Origin of the sequence: Paraconexibacter antarcticus (assembly GCF_024220175.1) — a bacterium.
In the GTDB taxonomy this organism is placed as follows: Bacteria; Actinomycetota; Thermoleophilia; order Solirubrobacterales; family Solirubrobacteraceae; genus Paraconexibacter; species Paraconexibacter antarcticus.
Window position 1 is genome coordinate 3,608,237 of the sequence record NZ_CP098502.1, and the last position, 16,595, is coordinate 3,624,831.

General features: G+C 76.3%; 15 protein-coding genes. 2 read left to right on the forward strand and 13 right to left on the reverse strand.

The window, feature by feature from the left end; all coding sequences use genetic code 11:
- The first annotated feature begins 197 nt into the window (after window positions 1-197).
- Window positions 198-1,763, forward strand: a complete 1,566-nt coding sequence (locus NBH00_RS17640; protein WP_254569909.1) for a DUF3352 domain-containing protein — start codon at window positions 198-200, stop codon at window positions 1,761-1,763.
- Between the two features lie 25 nt (window positions 1,764-1,788).
- Here the strand turns inward: NBH00_RS17640 and NBH00_RS17645 are convergent, their stop codons facing one another.
- The 9 genes from NBH00_RS17645 to NBH00_RS17685 form a co-directional block, all read right to left on the reverse strand.
- A complete protein-coding gene (locus NBH00_RS17645; protein WP_254569910.1) occupies window positions 1,789-2,703 on the reverse strand; it encodes a type II secretion system F family protein in 915 nt (304 codons plus the stop codon).
- The gene (locus NBH00_RS17650; RefSeq protein ID WP_254569911.1) at window positions 2,704-3,561 is read right to left on the reverse strand and encodes a type II secretion system F family protein; all 858 of its coding nucleotides are present in this window, start codon (window positions 3,559-3,561) and stop codon (window positions 2,704-2,706) included.
- Window positions 3,558-4,769: a TadA family conjugal transfer-associated ATPase gene (locus NBH00_RS17655; protein WP_254569912.1), complete on the reverse strand. Its 1,212-nt coding sequence runs from the start codon at window positions 4,767-4,769 to the stop codon at window positions 3,558-3,560. Before NBH00_RS17655 ends, NBH00_RS17650 begins: the two co-directional genes overlap by 4 nt.
- Window positions 4,770-4,842: 73 nt before the next feature.
- On the reverse strand, window positions 4,843-5,829 hold the full coding sequence (locus NBH00_RS17660; protein WP_254569913.1) for a CE1 family esterase: 987 nt from the start codon (window positions 5,827-5,829) through the stop codon (window positions 4,843-4,845).
- 110 nt (window positions 5,830-5,939) lie between these two features.
- Window positions 5,940-7,094, reverse strand: coding sequence for an MFS transporter (locus NBH00_RS17665; RefSeq protein ID WP_254569914.1), 1,155 nt, complete (start codon window positions 7,092-7,094; stop codon window positions 5,940-5,942).
- A gap of 23 nt (window positions 7,095-7,117) precedes the next feature.
- Complete coding sequence (locus tag NBH00_RS17670) at window positions 7,118-7,825, reverse strand: SAF domain-containing protein (RefSeq protein ID WP_254569915.1); 708 nt, start codon at window positions 7,823-7,825, stop codon at window positions 7,118-7,120.
- Window positions 7,822-8,640, reverse strand: a complete 819-nt coding sequence (locus NBH00_RS17675) for a sensor histidine kinase (RefSeq protein WP_254569916.1) — start codon at window positions 8,638-8,640, stop codon at window positions 7,822-7,824. Before NBH00_RS17675 ends, NBH00_RS17670 begins: the two co-directional genes overlap by 4 nt.
- Entirely contained in the window at window positions 8,637-9,359 is a 723-nt protein-coding gene (locus NBH00_RS17680; protein ID WP_254569917.1) for a response regulator transcription factor, read from the reverse strand. Before NBH00_RS17680 ends, NBH00_RS17675 begins: the two co-directional genes overlap by 4 nt.
- Window positions 9,360-9,420: 61 nt before the next feature.
- Window positions 9,421-10,167, reverse strand: coding sequence for an SDR family NAD(P)-dependent oxidoreductase (locus tag NBH00_RS17685; RefSeq protein ID WP_254569918.1), 747 nt, complete (start codon window positions 10,165-10,167; stop codon window positions 9,421-9,423).
- A 149-nt stretch (window positions 10,168-10,316) separates the two neighbouring features.
- Here NBH00_RS17685 and NBH00_RS17690 point away from each other — a divergent pair, with 149 nt between their 5' ends.
- Window positions 10,317-10,787 carry a hypothetical protein gene (locus tag NBH00_RS17690; protein ID WP_254569919.1) on the forward strand — a complete coding sequence of 157 codons (471 nt, stop codon included), beginning with the start codon at window positions 10,317-10,319 and terminating at the stop codon, window positions 10,785-10,787.
- Between the two features lie 15 nt (window positions 10,788-10,802).
- Here NBH00_RS17690 and NBH00_RS17695 read toward each other — a convergent pair whose 3' ends face one another.
- The 4 genes from NBH00_RS17695 to NBH00_RS17710 form a co-directional block, all read right to left on the reverse strand.
- Window positions 10,803-12,011, reverse strand: a complete 1,209-nt coding sequence (locus NBH00_RS17695) for an SAM-dependent methyltransferase (RefSeq protein ID WP_254569920.1) — start codon at window positions 12,009-12,011, stop codon at window positions 10,803-10,805.
- Window positions 12,012-12,215: 204 nt separating this feature from the next.
- Entirely contained in the window at window positions 12,216-13,574 is a 1,359-nt protein-coding gene (locus NBH00_RS17700; RefSeq protein ID WP_254569921.1) for a Rho termination factor N-terminal domain-containing protein, read from the reverse strand.
- 121 nt (window positions 13,575-13,695) lie between these two features.
- Window positions 13,696-14,613 carry a dihydropteroate synthase gene (folP, locus tag NBH00_RS17705; protein ID WP_254569922.1) on the reverse strand — a complete coding sequence of 306 codons (918 nt, stop codon included), beginning with the start codon at window positions 14,611-14,613 and terminating at the stop codon, window positions 13,696-13,698.
- Window positions 14,610-16,505, reverse strand: a complete 1,896-nt coding sequence (locus NBH00_RS17710; RefSeq protein ID WP_254569923.1) for a PKD domain-containing protein — start codon at window positions 16,503-16,505, stop codon at window positions 14,610-14,612. Before NBH00_RS17710 ends, folP begins: the two co-directional genes overlap by 4 nt.
- Window positions 16,506-16,595 lie beyond the last annotated feature (90 nt).

The following is a 16,595-nucleotide window of genomic DNA, read 5'->3' on the forward strand; positions in this document are numbered from 1 at the left end:
CGTCCGCTCGGTGTGCCGCCCGGTGGGGCATCGTGGAGGACCCGGGGCGCCCGTGGCGACGGGCCCCACCCGCGGCGCCGTGGCGCAGTTGTGCCTCGCACGTCCGCCGGCCTCGCCTATCATCACGCACGCGCCAACCTCCGCCGGACGCCGCCACAGGCCCCGGCCCTCATCGCCCCACCGCTAGGAGCCCGTTCGTGCCGTCCACGCCTCACCATCTGCCCTCCCGCCGCTCGCGCCTCGCGCTCGCCGGGGCCGTCGTCGCCCTCGCCGTCCCGGTCGCCGGGTGCGGCGGAGGCAGCAGCAGTGCGGGCGGGAAGGGCGACGCCGACCCGGCGGCCGTCGTCCCCGCCACGGCGGCGTTCTACGGCGAGGTGACCGTCCGGCCGACGGGCGACCTGAAGACGAACGTCGAGTCGCTGGCGCGGAAGGTCACCGGCACCGCCGACCCCGGGCAGCAGCTCGTCGCGCTCCTGGACAAGTCGCTGAGCCGCAGCGGGCGGAGCTTCAAGAAGGACATCGACCCCTGGCTCGGGGACAAGGTCGGCGTCGCCGTCACGGGCCTCCGGGGCCGCCACCCCGACTACGTCATCGTGCTCGACGCAACGGACACCGGCAAGGGCATCGCGACGCTGAAGCAGAGCGCGAAGAAGGTCGTCGAGCGCAAGTACAAGGGCGTCACGTACCTGTACAACGCGACGCAGGACCAGGCGGCCGTCGCCGAGAAGGACACCGTGTCGATCGGGACCGAGACCGCGATCCACGCGGTCATCGACGTCGACAAGGGCGCCGACGCGCTCGCCGACAGCGTGAACCTCAAGAAGGCGCGCGCCGACGCCGGCGCAAACGCCCTCGGCTTCTTCTACGCGGACCCCGCGGGAATCCTGAACCTCGCAGCGTCGAGCAACCCGCTGCTCGGCTCGCAGGCCTCCTCGCTGCAGGGGCTGCTCGGCAGCGCGAAGCCGCTCACGGCGACGCTCACCGCACAGCCCGACGCGCTGCGGCTGCAGACCACCGTCACGAGTGCCAAGGCGGCCAAGGCGAACGGCGAGGCGGCCGACACCGTCGCGTCGCTGCCCGACGACTCCGTCCTCGCGCTCGGCCTCGGGACGATCGGCAGCCGCGCGGACCAGGGCCTCGCGCAGGTGCAGAAGCTCGGCGGGATCTTCGCCGGCGTGCTCGGGCAGTTCACGGCGCTCACCGGCCTCGACCTCCAGCGCGACGTCCTCTCGTGGATGGGCAAGGGCGGCCTCTTCGTCCGGGCCAAGGGCGTCGCGGACATCGGTGGAGCGCTCGTCGTCGACACGAGCTCGGAGCAGAAGACCACGGCGTTCATCGCGAGCGCCCGGCGCCTCATCAGCCAGTTCGGCGGCTCGCAGGGCCTGAAGCTCACGCCGTTCAGCGGGACGGGCGCGAAGGGCTTCTCGCTGAGGATCTCCCAGCTTCCGTTCCCGATCATCGTCGCGACCGGCGGCGGGAAGTTCGTCGTCGCCGTGGGCGGGTCCTCGGTCGCGCAGGCGCTGAAGCCGACCGGGAAGCTCGGTGACGCCCCTCAATTCAAGGCGACCGCGACGCAGCTCGGCGCCAGGCCGGTCCTCTACGTCGACCTGAAGTCGCTCGTCGGGCTCGCCCAGCTCGCCCTCGGCAGCGACGCGACGTTCAAGAAGGCCGAGCCGTACCTCACCGCCCTGACCGCCCTCGCCGCCGGCAGCGACGTCTCGGGCAGCACGGTGAAGACGAACCTCGTCGTCGGCGTGAAGTAGGCCGGCCGCGCCCCGCGCGCGCCGGTCAGGTCATCCCCGCCACGAGCCCGGCGGCGAGCAGCAGCATCGCCGCCGGGACGAGCAGCAGCGCGACCGCGAGCTGGATCTTCGGCGCCGCGCGGGCGGCGTGGTCCTGCACGGCGCGGGCCCGATCGGCGCGCGCGTCGGCGGCGAGCGACGCGAGGGCGGGGGCCAGCGATGTGCCGTGCCGGTCGCTGCGCCGGATCGCGGCGACGAGCGCGAGGACGCCCGGGAGCGGGCAGCGTGCCGCGAGGCGGTCGAGCGCCTGCGCCCGCGGGACGCCGAGGGCCATGAGCGACGCGGTGGCGTGGAGCTCCGCGGCGAGCGGGCCGCCGCGGCGCCGGCCCACGGCCGCGAGCGCGGCCGTCACCGGCAACCCGGCGGCCACGGCGACGCGGGTGAGGTCGAGGACGTCCGGGAGATCTGCAGCGAGCGCCGTCGCCCGGCGCCGGGCGCGCCGCGCGAGCCACAGGTCGGGCGCGAGGTAGCCGGCCGCCGGGGCGGCGAGCGTGAGCAGCGGGCCGAGGCGCCCCGGCGCCGCGGGCAGGACGAGGACGATCGCGCCGGCCGCCGCGCACACGGCTGCGCCCGCCTTCGCGGCCATGACGTCCGCGACGGCGACGGGCGACGGCAGGCCGGCCGCCGCGACCCGCCGCTCGAGGTCGCCCGGGGCCGGGACCGGGAGGCCGGCCCGGCGGCCGACCGCGGCGAGCGCGGCGGCGAGGCGACGGGTGCGCGGGCCGAGCGCGGTGGCGGCACGGGTGGCCCGCGTCCCGGGGCCCGGCGCATCCGTCGTGGCGGGGTTCAGCGTGGTCGCGCGCGCCGCCGCGGCGGCCCGCGCGAACCGCGCGTCCAGGAGGTCGACGCCGGCGAGCGCGGCGGCGACGGCGGCGCCGAGGGCGAGGACGAGCGCCGCCATCTAGGCCAGACCCGGCCGGGCGAGGCGGCGGACCGCGAGCATCCCGGCGACCTGGAAGACCGCGGCCGCGGCGGCCAGGAGCAGTCCGAGCGGGCTGCGCACGATGGCCGCGAAGGTGCCGGGGGCGCCGAGCTCTGCGAGCGCCGCGGCGACGAGCGGCAGCGCGGCGACCGTCCCGGCGGTGAAGCGGGCCTGGCCGGTCGCCGCGCGCGCGTCGGCCTCGACCCGCCGCGCGGCTTCCATGCCGTGCGCGAGGTCGCGGAGCAGGCCCGCGAGGTCGCCGCCCGCGTCGCGCTGCAGGAGGATCGCGGCGACGAGGGTGTCCCACTGCGGGCCGTGCGCGCGGCGCCGGAGCGCCTCCAGGACGTCGGCCGTCGGGGCGCCGACGGCGAGCGCGGCACGGGCGCGGGCGAGCTCGGCGTCGACGACCGGCCCCGCGCCGCCGGCCACCGCGGCCTCGGTGATCGCTCCGCGGACGGCGTGACCGCCCGCGAGCGCGTCGGCCATCGCGCGGGCGGCGACCGGGGCACCCTCGGCCATCGCCCGCCGCCAGCGGGCCGTCCGCGCGGCGAGGATCCGGCCGGTGCCCCAGGGGCCGGCCGTGGCGGCGAGCGCCGCGGCGACCGGGCCGGCGACGAGCAGCCCGCCGCCGCCGAGGGTGAGGGCCAGGAGCGCGACGAGCCGGCGGCGCTCGACCCCGCTCACCCGCTCGGCGCCGGCCCGCGCGCCCCGGAGCGGCGCGAGCACCCGGCCGAGGCGGACGGCGAGCGCCGACTCCTCCGCCAGACCGAGCGCGGCCCACAGCGCGGGGACGGCGGCGGCCCCCGCGAGCGCGGCGGCGAGCGTCGCGCGGGTCACGGCGTCCACTCCCCCAGCCGCTCCGCGAGCTCGGGGCTCAGCGCGGCGCGCCACCGGGCCCGGTCGCCGCGCACCGCATAGAGCTCGCGTGCGCGCGCCCCGCCGCCGGCGTCCCGCGTGACCTCCGCCACGGCGACGACGCGGCGACCGCCGTCGGCCGTCCGCGCCTGGTGCACGACGAGGTCGATCGCCTGGGCGACGTGCTCGCGGACGGCGGCGTGCGGCAGACCGACGCCGGCCATCAGCGCGAGCGTCTCGAGCCGCCGCAGCGCCTCCGCCGGGCTCCCGGCGTGGACGGTGCAGAGCGAGCCGTCGTGGCCGCTGGCCATCGCCGCGAGCATGTCGAGCGCCTCGGGCCCGCGGACCTCACCGACGACGATGCGGTCCGGCCGCATGCGCAGGGCGTTGCGGACGAGCGCGCGGATCGTCACCTCGCCGCGGCCCTCGACGCTCGGCGGCCGCGCCTCGAGCCGGACGACGTGCGGCTGCTGCAGGACGAGCTCGGCGGTGTCCTCGATCGTGACGATGCGCTCGCCGGTGCCGGCGAACGACGAGAGCGCGCCGAGCGTCGTCGTCTTGCCCGAGCCGGTGCCGCCGCTGACGAGGACGTTCAGCCGGGCGCGCACGGCAGCGGCGAGGAAGGCCGCGAGCGGGGCGGTCCACGTCCCGCGCGCGACAAGACCCTCAGGGGTGAAGGCGCGGCGGCGAAAGCGGCGAATGGTCAGCACCGGGCCGTCGAGCGCGAGCGGCGGGATGACGCAGTTCACGCGCGAGCCGTCGGGAAGGCGCGCGTCGGCCATCGGCGTGCTCTCGTCCACGCGGCGACCGAGCGGCGCGAGGATCCGCTCGATGGCGTGGCGCAGCTCGGTGTCGTCGGTGAAGCGGACGCCCGTCGCCTCCAGGCGCCCGGCGCGCTCGACCCAGACCTGGCCGCGCTCGCCGGTGCCGCAGCCGTTGACCATGATCTCGTCGACCGCCGGATCGGCGAGCAGCGGCTCGAGCGGGCCGAGGCCGAACGACCGCTCGGCGACGAGGCGGACGAGCTCGGCGCGCTGGTGCTCCGGAAGCAGCGCCGCCTCCCGGTCGACGAGGGCGCGGACGCGCTCGGCGGGGTCGTGCGCGGCGCCGTCCGGCGGCTCGGCGCCGGTCAGCAGGCGCTCACGCAGCCGTCCGGCGAGGGCGTCGAGCGGGGCGGGCGCGGGGTCCATGCTCCTACTAGGTCCCGGCGGAGCGTCCTCGCCCCCCTCCTGCCGCTTCTCCGAACCGGAGGCCCGCCCCGGGTCAGCCCTGGTCGCCCGGCCGCACCGGGATCGACGCGAGGAAGCGCCGCACCTGCGCGGCGGCGGAGATCGGCGACGGCGGGCGGCCCGGGTCCGGCGGCGAGGCTCCCGGCCACTCGTGGCGGCCGCCGAGCAGCTCGAGGTGCGCGACGCGGGTGCCGTCGGCGCAGCGGTCCCATTCGAGGGCGCGCACGGTCCGCCCGACCGTGCGATGGGTCGGCGCCCCCGGGCAACGATCGCGGGTGGCCCAGTCGGCGAGCCAGTCGCGGATCGCGCCGGCGCCCGTCGCGGGGTCGCCCGTGTAGGGGACGTGCGGGTCGGCGGAGCCGTGGATCTCCAGGACCGACACCGGGCGTCCGGGCCCGCACTCGGGGACGTGGGCGACCGTCCCCGCCACGACGACGACGCCGGCGATCCGGCCGGAGAGCGCACACGCCAGCCGCGCCGCCAGGCCGCCGCCGTTCGAGAGCCCCGCGGCGACGATGCGGTGCGGGTCCACGCACGCGCGCGCCGCGACCCGGTCGACGAGCGCGGCGACGAAGCCGACATCGTCCGGCCCGTGCCGCTCGTCGAGGTTCCAGTAGCGGTGCGCGCCCGTCGCGTCCGGGAAGGCGACGAGGAAGCCCGCGGCGTCGGCGACCGCCTTCAGCCCGGACGACGCCTCCATCTGCGCGCCGGTGTCCCCGCCACCGTGCAGCGCGACGAGCAGGGGGGCGGCGTGCCCGGCCGCCGTCGCGGGGACGCGAACCGTGGCGGTGCGCACGCCGTCGGGGCTCGGCAGCCGGAGCGTGAACTCGCGCGCGGCCGGCCCGCCACCGGCGCACCCGGCCCGGGTCAGCGGCCCCGGCTGCCCGTGCAGCGCCGCGGTGGCCGGCGGCCCGCCGCCGCCGCCACCCCAGCCGGCCATGGCCACGAGAAGACCCGCCGCAGCCACGAGGGCGACGGCGGCGGCGCCCGCACGCCGGAGGGACAGCGGGATGCCGGGCATGTCCCCCGACGGTAGCGCCACACGGCCGTGCCCCCGCGCCGGGCAAGCCCCCGGGCCCGCACGCGGGCGCCGGCGCGCCGGGCACGCCCCGCGCGGACCCGTCGCCGTCCTCACCCGGCGGCGGCGACCTCGCGGACCACCGCTCCGCGACCGAGCGCCGCGAGGGTCACGCCGCACGCGGCGGCCACGACCGCGAGCGGGACCCCGTCGCCGGTGAGCTTCGCGGCCTCGCCGCCGAGCCCGGAGCCGACGACCTGCCCGGCGGCCCAGGCGAGGTTCACGAGCGCGAACGCGAAGCCGAGCGCGAGCCCCGTCGCGTCCGCGACGTCGGTCAGCAGCGCCATCGCGGGCGCCCAGAAGAGGCCGAACGAGGCGGCGAGCAGGACGAGCAGCAGCGCGAGCACGACGCCGGACGCGGGCACGGTCACGAGGAGCAGCAGGCCCGCGGCGACCGCCAGGCCGCGCCGGATCGGAGCCAGCCGGCCGTGGCGGTCCGACAGCCGTCCGACGAACGGGCTCACGAGCGCCTCGACGCCGGCGGCGACGAGATACGTGCCGGCGACCGCCGCGCTCGAGAAGCCGAAGTGGTCCAGGCGCAGCGGGCCGAGGACGCCCAGCACGCCGAAGGCGAGCGCCGGCAGCGTCACGAGCCACATCGCGATGCGGACGTCGGAGCGCGCGAGCGCGACGCGCACGTCCGCGAGGCCCTGACGCGCGACCGGCGCCGCCTCCGGCATCGTCAGCGCCCAGGCGACGAGCCCGCCGGCGAAGACGACGACCGAGCTGAAGACGACCTCGGGCGCCGTCGCGTCGGCGAGCGCGCCCAGGACGGGCCCGAAGAGCGCCCCGCCGATCGCCCAGCCGAGGGCGGTCCCGATGAGCTCGCCGCGGCGTTCGGCCGGCGCGGAGGCGACGAGCCACGCGAGCCCGCCCGCCCACGAGCAGGCGCCGCCGAGCCCCTGCACGAAGCGGGCGAGGTCGAGCAGGACGATGTCGTGCGCGAAGCCGAAGACGAGCGTCGACCCCGCGAGCAGCGTGAGACCGACGAGGACGGTCGCCCGCGGACCGGTGCGCGACGCGAGCAGCCCGCTCGGCAGCGACCCGAGCAGCGTGCCCGCGGGATAGGCCCCGGCGAGCAGGCCGGCCGCGGCCTTCGAGAGGTGCAGGTCATCGGTCAGCGCGGGGAGCAGCGGTGCGACGACGGCGTAGAACATCGTGTCGACGAGGACGATCGCACTGACGAGGGTGACGAGCCGCCGCGGCACCGGACCACCGTATCGCCGCCCTCTCACCCACCGCCGTCGCGCACGGTCAGCCCCTCGGCGCCCCGCCGCCGGTCCCCGTCGGACCGGACGAGCACGCGCAGCTCCTTCGCGAAGTTCTGCGCGGCCGCGAGCGCGACCGCCTCCCGCAGGCTCACGCGGAGGGACAGCGCGACGCGCGGCGCCCCGTCGTCCCGCCCGCCGCCACCGCCCGGCGCCGGCGCCGCCGCCAGGACCTCGGCGTCCTCGAGCGCGAGCGTCGTCCCGCCGCTGCCGTCCGCCGCCTCGCGGGTCACGAGCAGGTCGATGCGGGAACCGGGACCGATGAGCTGCGCATCCCCACGGGCGACGACCTCGGCGACCCGCTGCCCGGCCCGCAGGGCGCCGGCCACGCCGCGCGCGGCCTCGGCCGGGACGGCGGCGGGATCACGGACGAGCGCCGCCGTGACGTCCGCCCCGGCCGGGACGGGCGCCGCGGTGACGAGGCCGGCGAGCTGGCCCGGGCGCCCGAACGACGACCGCGGGGCGTACCGCGCCGGCAGCCGCCGGACGGCGAGCACCCGCGGTCCGAGCACGGCGCCCGCGGGCAGGTCGACGCGGGCGACGACGACCGCGGTGGCGGGGCCGATGCGGCGGTCGAGCGCGGCCTCGCGGCCGGCGACGTCCGACGCCGCGAGCACGCCGAGGACGAGCGAGAGGACGGTGAGCGCGAGCGCGCGGCGACCGCGGCTCACGAGGCGTGCGGGCCACTCGGGAGCAGCGTGCCGCCGGGGAGCCCGGCCGCGCCGAGCTGCTCGGCGGTCGGGACCCGCAGCACGAGCCGGGTGCCGTGCGCCGCGGGCGCGCTGAAGAGGCGCCCGCCGGCGTCGGCCGCGATCTGCGCGGCGATCATGAGCCCGCGCCCGCGGGCCCGTCGCGGGTCGGGCGGCCGCGCGACGAGGGCGGTCACGCTGCTCGGCAGGCCCGGGCCCTCGTCGCGGACCTCGACCTGGACGGCTGCGCCGTCGGGGCTCAGGCCGACGCGCACCTCGATGTCGCCGCGCCCGTGCTCGAGCGCGTTCGCGACGAGGTTGCCGAGCCCCTGGGCCAGTCGCAGCCGCTCGATCCGGGCGCCGAGCGGGTCGGCGGCGGGGCGCACCGTGACGGCACGCCCCGCCGCAGCGGCCTGGGCGCGCCAGCCCGGGGCGAGGTCGGCGACGAGCGCATCGGCGTCGCAGCAGCTCCAGGGCTGCGGCGCCCGCGTCCCCGCCGGACCGGGTCGCGTGAGGTCGGTGACCGCGAGGCGCAGCCGGCCGAGCTCGACCTCCAGGGCCCCCAGGACCCCGCCCGCACCGTCGAGCGCGACGCTGCCACCCGGGCCGTCCGCCGTCTCCCGCGCCGCCGCGGCGAGGATGAGGTCCGCCGCCTGGAGCGGTCCGCGCAGCTCGTGGGCGACGACGGCGAGATGCTCGCCCCGGGCCAGGGCCGCCGCCCGCCCCCGGGCAGTCGCGAGCGCCAGGGTCGCGGAGCAGAGCCAGCCGACGATCGCGACGCCGAGCAGCGTGCTCATGCCCGGCTCCTGGACTCGACGAGCTTGTAGCCGACGCCCCACACGTTCTGGATGAAGCGCTGGTCGGAGCCGGCGAGCTTCTGCCGCAGCCGGCAGGCGTGGGCGTCGAGCGTGCGGGAGGACCCGAGCGAGGTCGTCTGCCACACCGCCTGGACGAGCTCCTGCTTCGAGTACACCCGTCCCGGGTCCTGGCTCAGGGTGCGCAGGAGCTCGAACTCCTTCTGCGAGAGGTCGACCGGCCGCTCGTCGAGCCACACCTCGCGGGCGAGCGGGTCGATGACGAGCCCGCCGACGCGGACGCTCCCGCGCGGCCCGCGGTCCTGGGCCCGCCGCAGCAGCGTGGCGATCCGGCAGCGCAGCTCGCCGTAGCCGAACGGCTTGCAGAGGTAGTCGTCCGCCCCCTGCTCGAGCCCCCGGACGCGGTCGAGGACCTCGCTGCGGCCGGAGAGCACGAGCATCGGCGTGCGCGGGTCGACGCGCTCGGTGACGCCGTCGGCCCGGCGGACCGCGCGGACGAGGTCGAGGCCGGAGCCGTCGGGGAGCCCGACGTCGAGCACGACGAGGTCCGGGAACTGCGTGCGCAGCTCGTGCACGCCCTCGCGCACGCTGCCGGCGACGCGGATCTCGTACCCGTCGGCGGTGAGGTTGTCGGCGAGGAACGTCCGGGTCGCCGGGTCGTCTTCGATGAGGAGGATGGTGCTGCGCGCGTCGTCGATCATGCCCTTACTAGGGCGCGGGGGCGCGTTCTCGCCCCCCTCGGGCGACCCGTCGGCCGCCCGCTCAGCGCTCCTGGCGCGAGGGGCGGACGAGGATCTCGTTGATCGAGACGTGCTCGGGCTGCTCGAGCGCGTAGACGATCGCGTTCGCCACGTCCTCCGCGGTGAGCGGCGTCACCCCGGCGAACCGCGACGCCGCCGCGGTCTGGATCGCGTCGCTGTTATGCCCGATGAGCTCGGTGCTGACGGCGCCCGGCTCGACGATCGTCACCCGGATCCCCGCGTGGAGGGCCTCCTGGCGCAGCCCCTCGCTGAAGCCGTTCACCCCCCACTTCGTCATGTTGTAGACCGCCGAGCCGGCGCTCGCGATCCGCCCGGCGACCGAGGAGACGTTGACGATGTGGCCGCCGCCCTGGGCGCGCATGACGGGCAGGGCGGCGTGCGAGCAGTAGAGGACGCCGTACAGGTTCGCGTCGATCATCCGCCGCCACTGCTCGGTGTCGGCGCCCTCGACCGCCCCGAGGAGCATCACCCCCGCGTTGTTCACGAGCGCGTCGAGCCGGCCGAGCCGCTCGTAGGCCTGCTCGACGAAGGCGCGCGCCTGCCGCTCGTCACCCACGTCGGTGGGGACCGCGACGGCCGTCCCGCCCTCGTCGTTGATCCGCGCGGCGAGCGCGTCGATGCGGTCCCCGCGCCGCGCCGCGAGGGCCACGGCCGCCCCCGCCTGGACGCACGCGATCGCCGTCGCCTCGCCGATCCCCGACGATGCACCGGTAATTGCGACAACGCGGCCGGACAGGTCGATCTCCATGCGACGACCCTAACCGGGCTGGAGAGCCGCTTCCGGGTGCAACTCCCCTTGCACCACGTCCGGGTGGGGAGGGATCCGCCATAGGATGCCGACGGCGCTGACCGCCGCGCTGGGCATCCCGCCCCGCGAGGTCATGCTCTCACGCCTTCATGGAAGACACCAGACGCGGCAATTACGATTCAGGAGAGGACTTCGTCCTCGAGTACGGCGAGCTCCGCTTCACGTTCAACGAACGTGACTTCGCCGAGCGCTGCGAGCAGGCGGGGGTGAAGCTCGGGTTCGTCGGCGGCCGCCTCGACGAGGGGGAGCTCGAGGACCTTGTGAACCTCGCCGTCAACGGCGAGATCCAGGACCCGGCGTCCGAGCTCGGCGAGCACGTCAACGACTGCTGGCCCGACCTCGTCGGCCCGAGCGACCGCAGCCTCGTCCACTGGCTGCGCCGCCTCGTCTTCCGCTCCGCCTGGCTCGACCAGCGGGTGAAGGAGGGCGAGCTGGACATCCGGTTCGACGCCGAGGCGAACGTCTTCGCCTACGTGCAGCCGGACCGCGGCGGCGAGCCGGTCGAGCTCGCCCCCGAGCCGAGCTGGCGCCGCGTGGCGTACAGCCCGGCCTCCTCCTGACGACGGCGCGGCCCCTCAGGGCCGCGAGCAGCGCACCTGGTAGATGCCGGTGAAGCCGTTCTCGAAGCCGTTGCGCGCCGCCCGCATGTAGAGCCGCCAGACCCGCGCGCGCTCGGAGCCGACGAGCCGCTCGGCCTCCTCGTAGTGCTCGTCGTACCGCTCGATCCAGTGACGCAGCGTCTCGGCGTAGTCGTGCTGGAAGTTCTCGACGTGCTCGGTGACGAAGCCGGCCCGCTCGAGCGCGAGCTCGATCCGCGACAGCGGCAGCGTCTCGCCGTCGGGGAAGACGTAGCGCTCGTTGAAGGGCCCCGGGGTCTGGAACTCGCCGCGCTGCAGCTGCGCGATGCCGTGGTTCAGCAGCCGCCCGCCGGGCTTCAGCTGCCGGTGCAGCTGCCGGGCGTACGCGTCGATCTGCGTCTCCCCCACGTGCTCGACCATCCCGATGCTCGAGATCGCGTCGAACGGCTGCTCGGCGAGCTCGCGGTAGTCCGCGAGGCGGATCTCCACCCGGTCGGACACCCCGGCCGCCGCGACCTTCTCACGGGCGAGCGCCGCCTGCTCCTCGCTCAGCGTGATGCCGAGGACGCTCACGCCGTGGTGCCTGGCGGCGTGGATCGCGAACGCGCCCCAGCCGCAGCCCACGTCGAGCACCCGCTGACCGGCCTGCAGCGCGAGCTTCGTGCACACGAGCTCGAGCTTCGTCGCCTGCGCCTCCTCGAGCGTCGTGGCGCCCCGCGAGAAGATCGCGCAGCTGTAGGTCATCGAGTCGTCGAGGAACGTCTGGAAGAACGCGTTGCCCGAGTTGTAATGGAAGGCGACGGCCTCCTTGTCCCGGAGGATCGAGTGCAGCGCGCCCTGCTGCCGGATCTCCATCTCGGGGATCTCGGGCGGCCGCGCGATCCCCGTGGCGCGGGCGAGCGCGAGGCCGAGCCGGACCTGGTCGGCGCGCTCGAGGGGCGGCGGGTCCCACCCCGTGACGACCTGCAGCGCACCGTCGAGATCGTCGACGTCGAGGTGGCCGCTGACGTACGCGCGGCCGATGCCGAGCTGGTTCGGGGACCGCAGGACGTGCGCGAGCGCCTGCGGCGAGCGGACCCGGAAGGTCGGGTGCCCGTTGTCGCTCGTCGCGGGGACGCGCGTGCCGTCCCAGAGTTCGACGGCGAACGGACGGGTCGGGAGCGTGCGCTGAAGCTCTCGGCGCAGGCGGGTGGTGTCAGCGAGCAAGGTACCTCCAAACGGGTGCTCGCCGGTCCGCTGCCCTACGCCGCGCCCGGCTGCCAGCACGTGGTCTGCGCGCCAATATAGGACTCGCTGACGCGGATTGGAACGAAAGCTAAGAACTCTCTTAGACCGTTCCTGCGGGGCACTGGGTGCTCACGAGCGAGGGCGCAGCACGTGCGGCGCTGCGCCCTCGGCCCGCGGCGGCGGTTAGCCCTCCAGCGCGGAGGCGCGGGCGGCGGTGACGGCCTTGGCGCCGTCCTCACCGACGAGCAGCTCGAGCTTCACGGTGCCGCTCTTGACGAGGTCGAGGGCGGGCAGGCGGCCGGTCGAGGTCAGCGCCTCGTCGAGCGCGATGACCGTCGTCTCCCCGCCGAGCGCGTGCGTGCTCGTGGCGATGACGGTGAGGGTTCCGCCGCCGGTGATCGCACGGGCGGCGGCAAGCGCCTTGCGTGCCGCCGTCGGGTGCAGGCCGTTGAGCGAGTCGATGAGGACGAGCGCGTGCCCGCCGCGGGCCGCGACGCGGCGCCCGGCGTCGATCGCGCGCTCGACCGCCTGCCCCTGCGCGTCGGCGCTGGCGGCGAAGCTCAGGCCGGCGACGGGCGTGATGCCGTCGGGCGCGACCTGCGTCTCCTCGGGGCGCACGCCGACGAGCACGAGCGAGAGCTCGACGCCCTCCTGCGCGGCGAGGGCACCGGCGAGCCGCTGGAGCGTCTCGGTCTTGCCCGCGCGTGAGGCGCCGGTGATCGTGACGCGCGAGCCGCGGCCGATCGGGGTGAGCCACTCGATCGCCGTGAGCGTCGCGTCGTCGCTGCCGAGCGCGAACCGCTCGGTCGGGAACGTCGCGGGCAGCTCGTCGAACGGCGTGCCCTCGGCGACCTCGTCGGCGGGGCGGTCGTTGATCTTGTCGATGCGGACGAGCGACGGGTAGCGCTCCGAGCGCCGCGGCGGGCGGACGGGGCCCGCGATCCGGTCACCGGACACGAGCTCGCAGCGGCGCACTTGGGCGGCCGAGATGTAGACGTCGTCGTCGGACGGGTCGGGCGGGCTCACGCGGAGGAAGCCGGAGCCGTTGCCGAGCACCTCGACGACGCCCTCGGCGACCTGCTCCTCCTCCGTGCTCTCGGTGCCGCGGCTGCGGCCCCCGCGGCCGGCGCGGACGGGCTCCTCCGCGGCGGGGGTCTCCTCGGCCGGCGCGTCCTCCGCGGCGGCGCGGCCACGGCCACGGCCGCCGCGCGAGCGGCGCGGGCGCCTGGGCTCCTCGTCGTCGTCCGCGTCGGCGTCGGCCTTCGGGGCGGCGGCCGGCGCGTCGGCGTCGGCGTCAGCGGCCTCGTCCGGGTCGGCGTCACGCGTCGCGCGGCTGCGGGAGCGGCGGGCCCGGGGCGCGGGCTTCTCCTCGACGGCCTCCTCGGCGGCCGGGGCGCTGTCGCCGCCGGTCACGTCGAGGATCTTGTCGACGAGGTCGGCCTTGCGCAGGCGACGGAAGCCGTCGAGGCCGATCTCGCCGGCGATCGTGTGCAGGTCGGCGAGCGGGCTGCCCTCGAGGGCGGCGCGGGTGAAGACGGACATGTGGTGGTTCTCCTGTCGGTGAGCCCCCGGCCGCGTTGTCGTCAGCGGCCGGCGACGGATCTGGTCTACGCCGCGGCCCAGAGAAGGACCGTGCGGCTGCCCCAACCCTAACGCGGACGGCTCAGGCCGTGCGCTGCGGCGTCGCCCGGATCCACTTCAGCGCGTCGTCGTCCGCGTCGAAGTCGGGCATCGGCGCGGTGCCGTCGAGGACGGCCTTCACGGCGAGGAAGTCGGCCGCCGCGCGGACGTCGTGGACGCGGAGGATCGCGGCCCCGTGGTCGGCGCTCCAGCCCGCCGCGGCGAGCGTCCCGGCCCCGCGCTCGGCGGGGGGCTGCCGCGTGATCGCGCCGACGAAGTACTTGCGCGAGATCGCGTGGAGGACCGGCCGGCCGAGCGCGTTCACGGTGTCGATCGCGTGGAGCGACTGCACCGTCTCGGCGGGGGTCTTGGCGAAGTCGGGGCCGGGGTCGAGGATGAGCTGCTCGTCGTGGACCCCGGCGGCCCGGGCGACGGCGACCCTCTCCTGCAGGAAGGCGACGACGTCGCCGGCGACGTCCCCCGCGTAGTCGTGGAAGTGCTCCTGCTTCGGGACCGCGCGGGTGTGCATGACGACGAGCGCGGCCCCGGTGCGCGCGCAGATCTCCGCGAGGCGCTCGTCGCGCAGGCCGCTGACGTCGTTGAGGATCGCGGCGCCCGCGACGATGGCCGCCTCGGCGACGGCGGGCTTCCACGTGTCGACGGACACGACGATGCCCTCGGCCGCGAGGCGCTCGACGAGCGGCACGACCCGCTCGATCTCGACCTCCTCGGCGGTGACGCCGGTGTACGTCACGCCCGACTCGCCGCCGACGTCGATGATCGACGCGCCGTCGGCGACGAGGCGCCGGGCGTGCTCGACCTGCTGGTCGAGCGCGGTCAGGCGCACCGCGTCCGAGAACGAGTCGGGGTTCGCGTTGACGATCCCCATGAGGGCCGGCCGGCCCGGGGTGAGCTCGAGCGTGCCCCCCGGGACGCGGACCGAGAACGTCGTGTCGGTCACGACTTCTTCGGCTTCTTCCTGAGCGTGATGGCGCGCTTCACGACGGTGACGTTCCCGGCGCGGTCGGTCGCGCTGACGCGGATGGTGTGGGCTCCACCCTGTCGGTACGCATGGGCGGCCTGGCGCGATTTCGCGCGCGCCCCGTCACCGAAGTCGATGACGACGCGAGCGAGCCCCGAGGCGCGCCCGGCCGGCGCGGCGGGGTCGGTCGCGCGGACCTTCACGGTCTGCCTGCGGCCCTTCGCCCGGACCCCGGACACCGAGAAGGACAGCGTCGGCGCGAGCGTGTCGACCTTCACCGCGGTCGGCTTCGTGACGTACGTCTGGCCGTGGCGGTCGGCCGCGGTGACCTTCATCGTGTGGACGCCGTCGGCGAGCGGGGTGGTCAGCGGCAGCCGGGTGGCCTGGGTCTGCCCGACGACGACCCCGTCGACCTCGACCGAGTAGGTCACGGGACCCCAGAGATCGAACGACGGCGACCAGGCGAGCACCGGGCGCGACAGGTCCCGGAAGCGCCGGGTCGTCGAGTTCGTGAAGATCCCCGGGGTGCGGTCGTAGCCGCTGAAGATGAGCTTGCGGCCGTCCCCGGTGCCCTGGACGAACACGGCCGCGGCATCGCCGACGCGGTCGACCGCCATGTCGAGGCCGGCCGCCGGATCCACAGGCCCGAAGTCGGGGTTCGCGAGGTCGGTGACGGGGCCCGGCGCGGGGACCGTGCGCTTCGCGAGCGACACGTCGTAGGCGACCGCCTGCACCGTCGCGGCCTGGGCCGAGGTGCCCTGGAACCACGCGGCGTAGCCGTCGTTGTTCTCCGCGAAGTCGCCGACCGGGCGCGGCGCGACGTTGTTGGGCTGGTTCACGTGCTGCGCCGCGAAGAACGTGTCGTCGTGCAGGAGCGAGACCTGCGTCGTCTGCGCCGCGGTGCCGGTGACGGCGAGCCCCTCGCCGCGGCCGTTCATCGCGACGTTCGACGTGTTCGCCTGGTCCCCGCCGAAGCCGACGCCGTCGACCTGCGTCGGCGCCTCGAACTGGGAGCCGACGAGCCGCCGCGCGACCGTGTGCGGGATGCCGTCGTCGAACGTCTCGCGGAAGGTCACCCACGCGAAGCTCGAGTCGTCCTCGATGTCGATGTGCGGGTCGGTCGCGCTCTGGACGTTCCCGGCGTGGCCGCCGAGGGAGTCGACGCTGAGGTCCTGCGGCGCCGCGGAGATGCGGTTCTCGAAGACCCGGCGCCCGAAGACGTGCCCCGCCTCGCCCCAGACGACGACGGCGGTCCCGTCCGCGGAGACGACGACGTCGCTCGTGCCGCCGCCGGTGCCGGCGTCCTCCCCCGGGTTGATGTCGAGCGTGTCGGGCAGCTCGGTGAAGGCCGTGCCGTCGCGCTCGAGGCGGGCGATGCGGACGTCGGCGGCCGAGGCGCCCGGCGCCGTGAAGGACGTGTAGGCGACGCCGTTGATCGACATGTCGACGGACGGGGCGGTGCCGGCGGAGATCATCTGCGGGGCCGAGAAGCCGGGGGCGCCGGCGCCGCGGACCGCCGCGAAGACCTGGCCCGAGGTGACCCACACGACGGCGGTCCGCCCGCCGTCGGCGACCGCGACCTCGGGGTCCGACCCGGCGGGCACGAGCCCGCCGTCCACGCGCTCGGGCGCCTGGAACACGCCGCTGACGAGCCGTGCGACGTAGATGTGGTCGACGCCGCCGTCGCTCTTGACGTAGGTCACGGCGCCGCTGCCGTCGCGGGCGACGTCGACGTCGCCGACGCGCTTGAGGCCTGCCCCTCCGTCGATCGCCTCGCCGGGGAAGAACGCCGCCTGCGCCGGTGCGGCGGGCAGCAGCGCGACGGAGGCGAGGACGACGGTGGCGAGGCTGGCGGTGGGGCGGGCGCGCATCTGGGCGGGCACTCCTGCGGTCGGTCGGGCGGACGGGGCCGGGTGTTTGAACCCGGCAACTTACGCGGCGATGCGGCGGGCGCGCGCCGC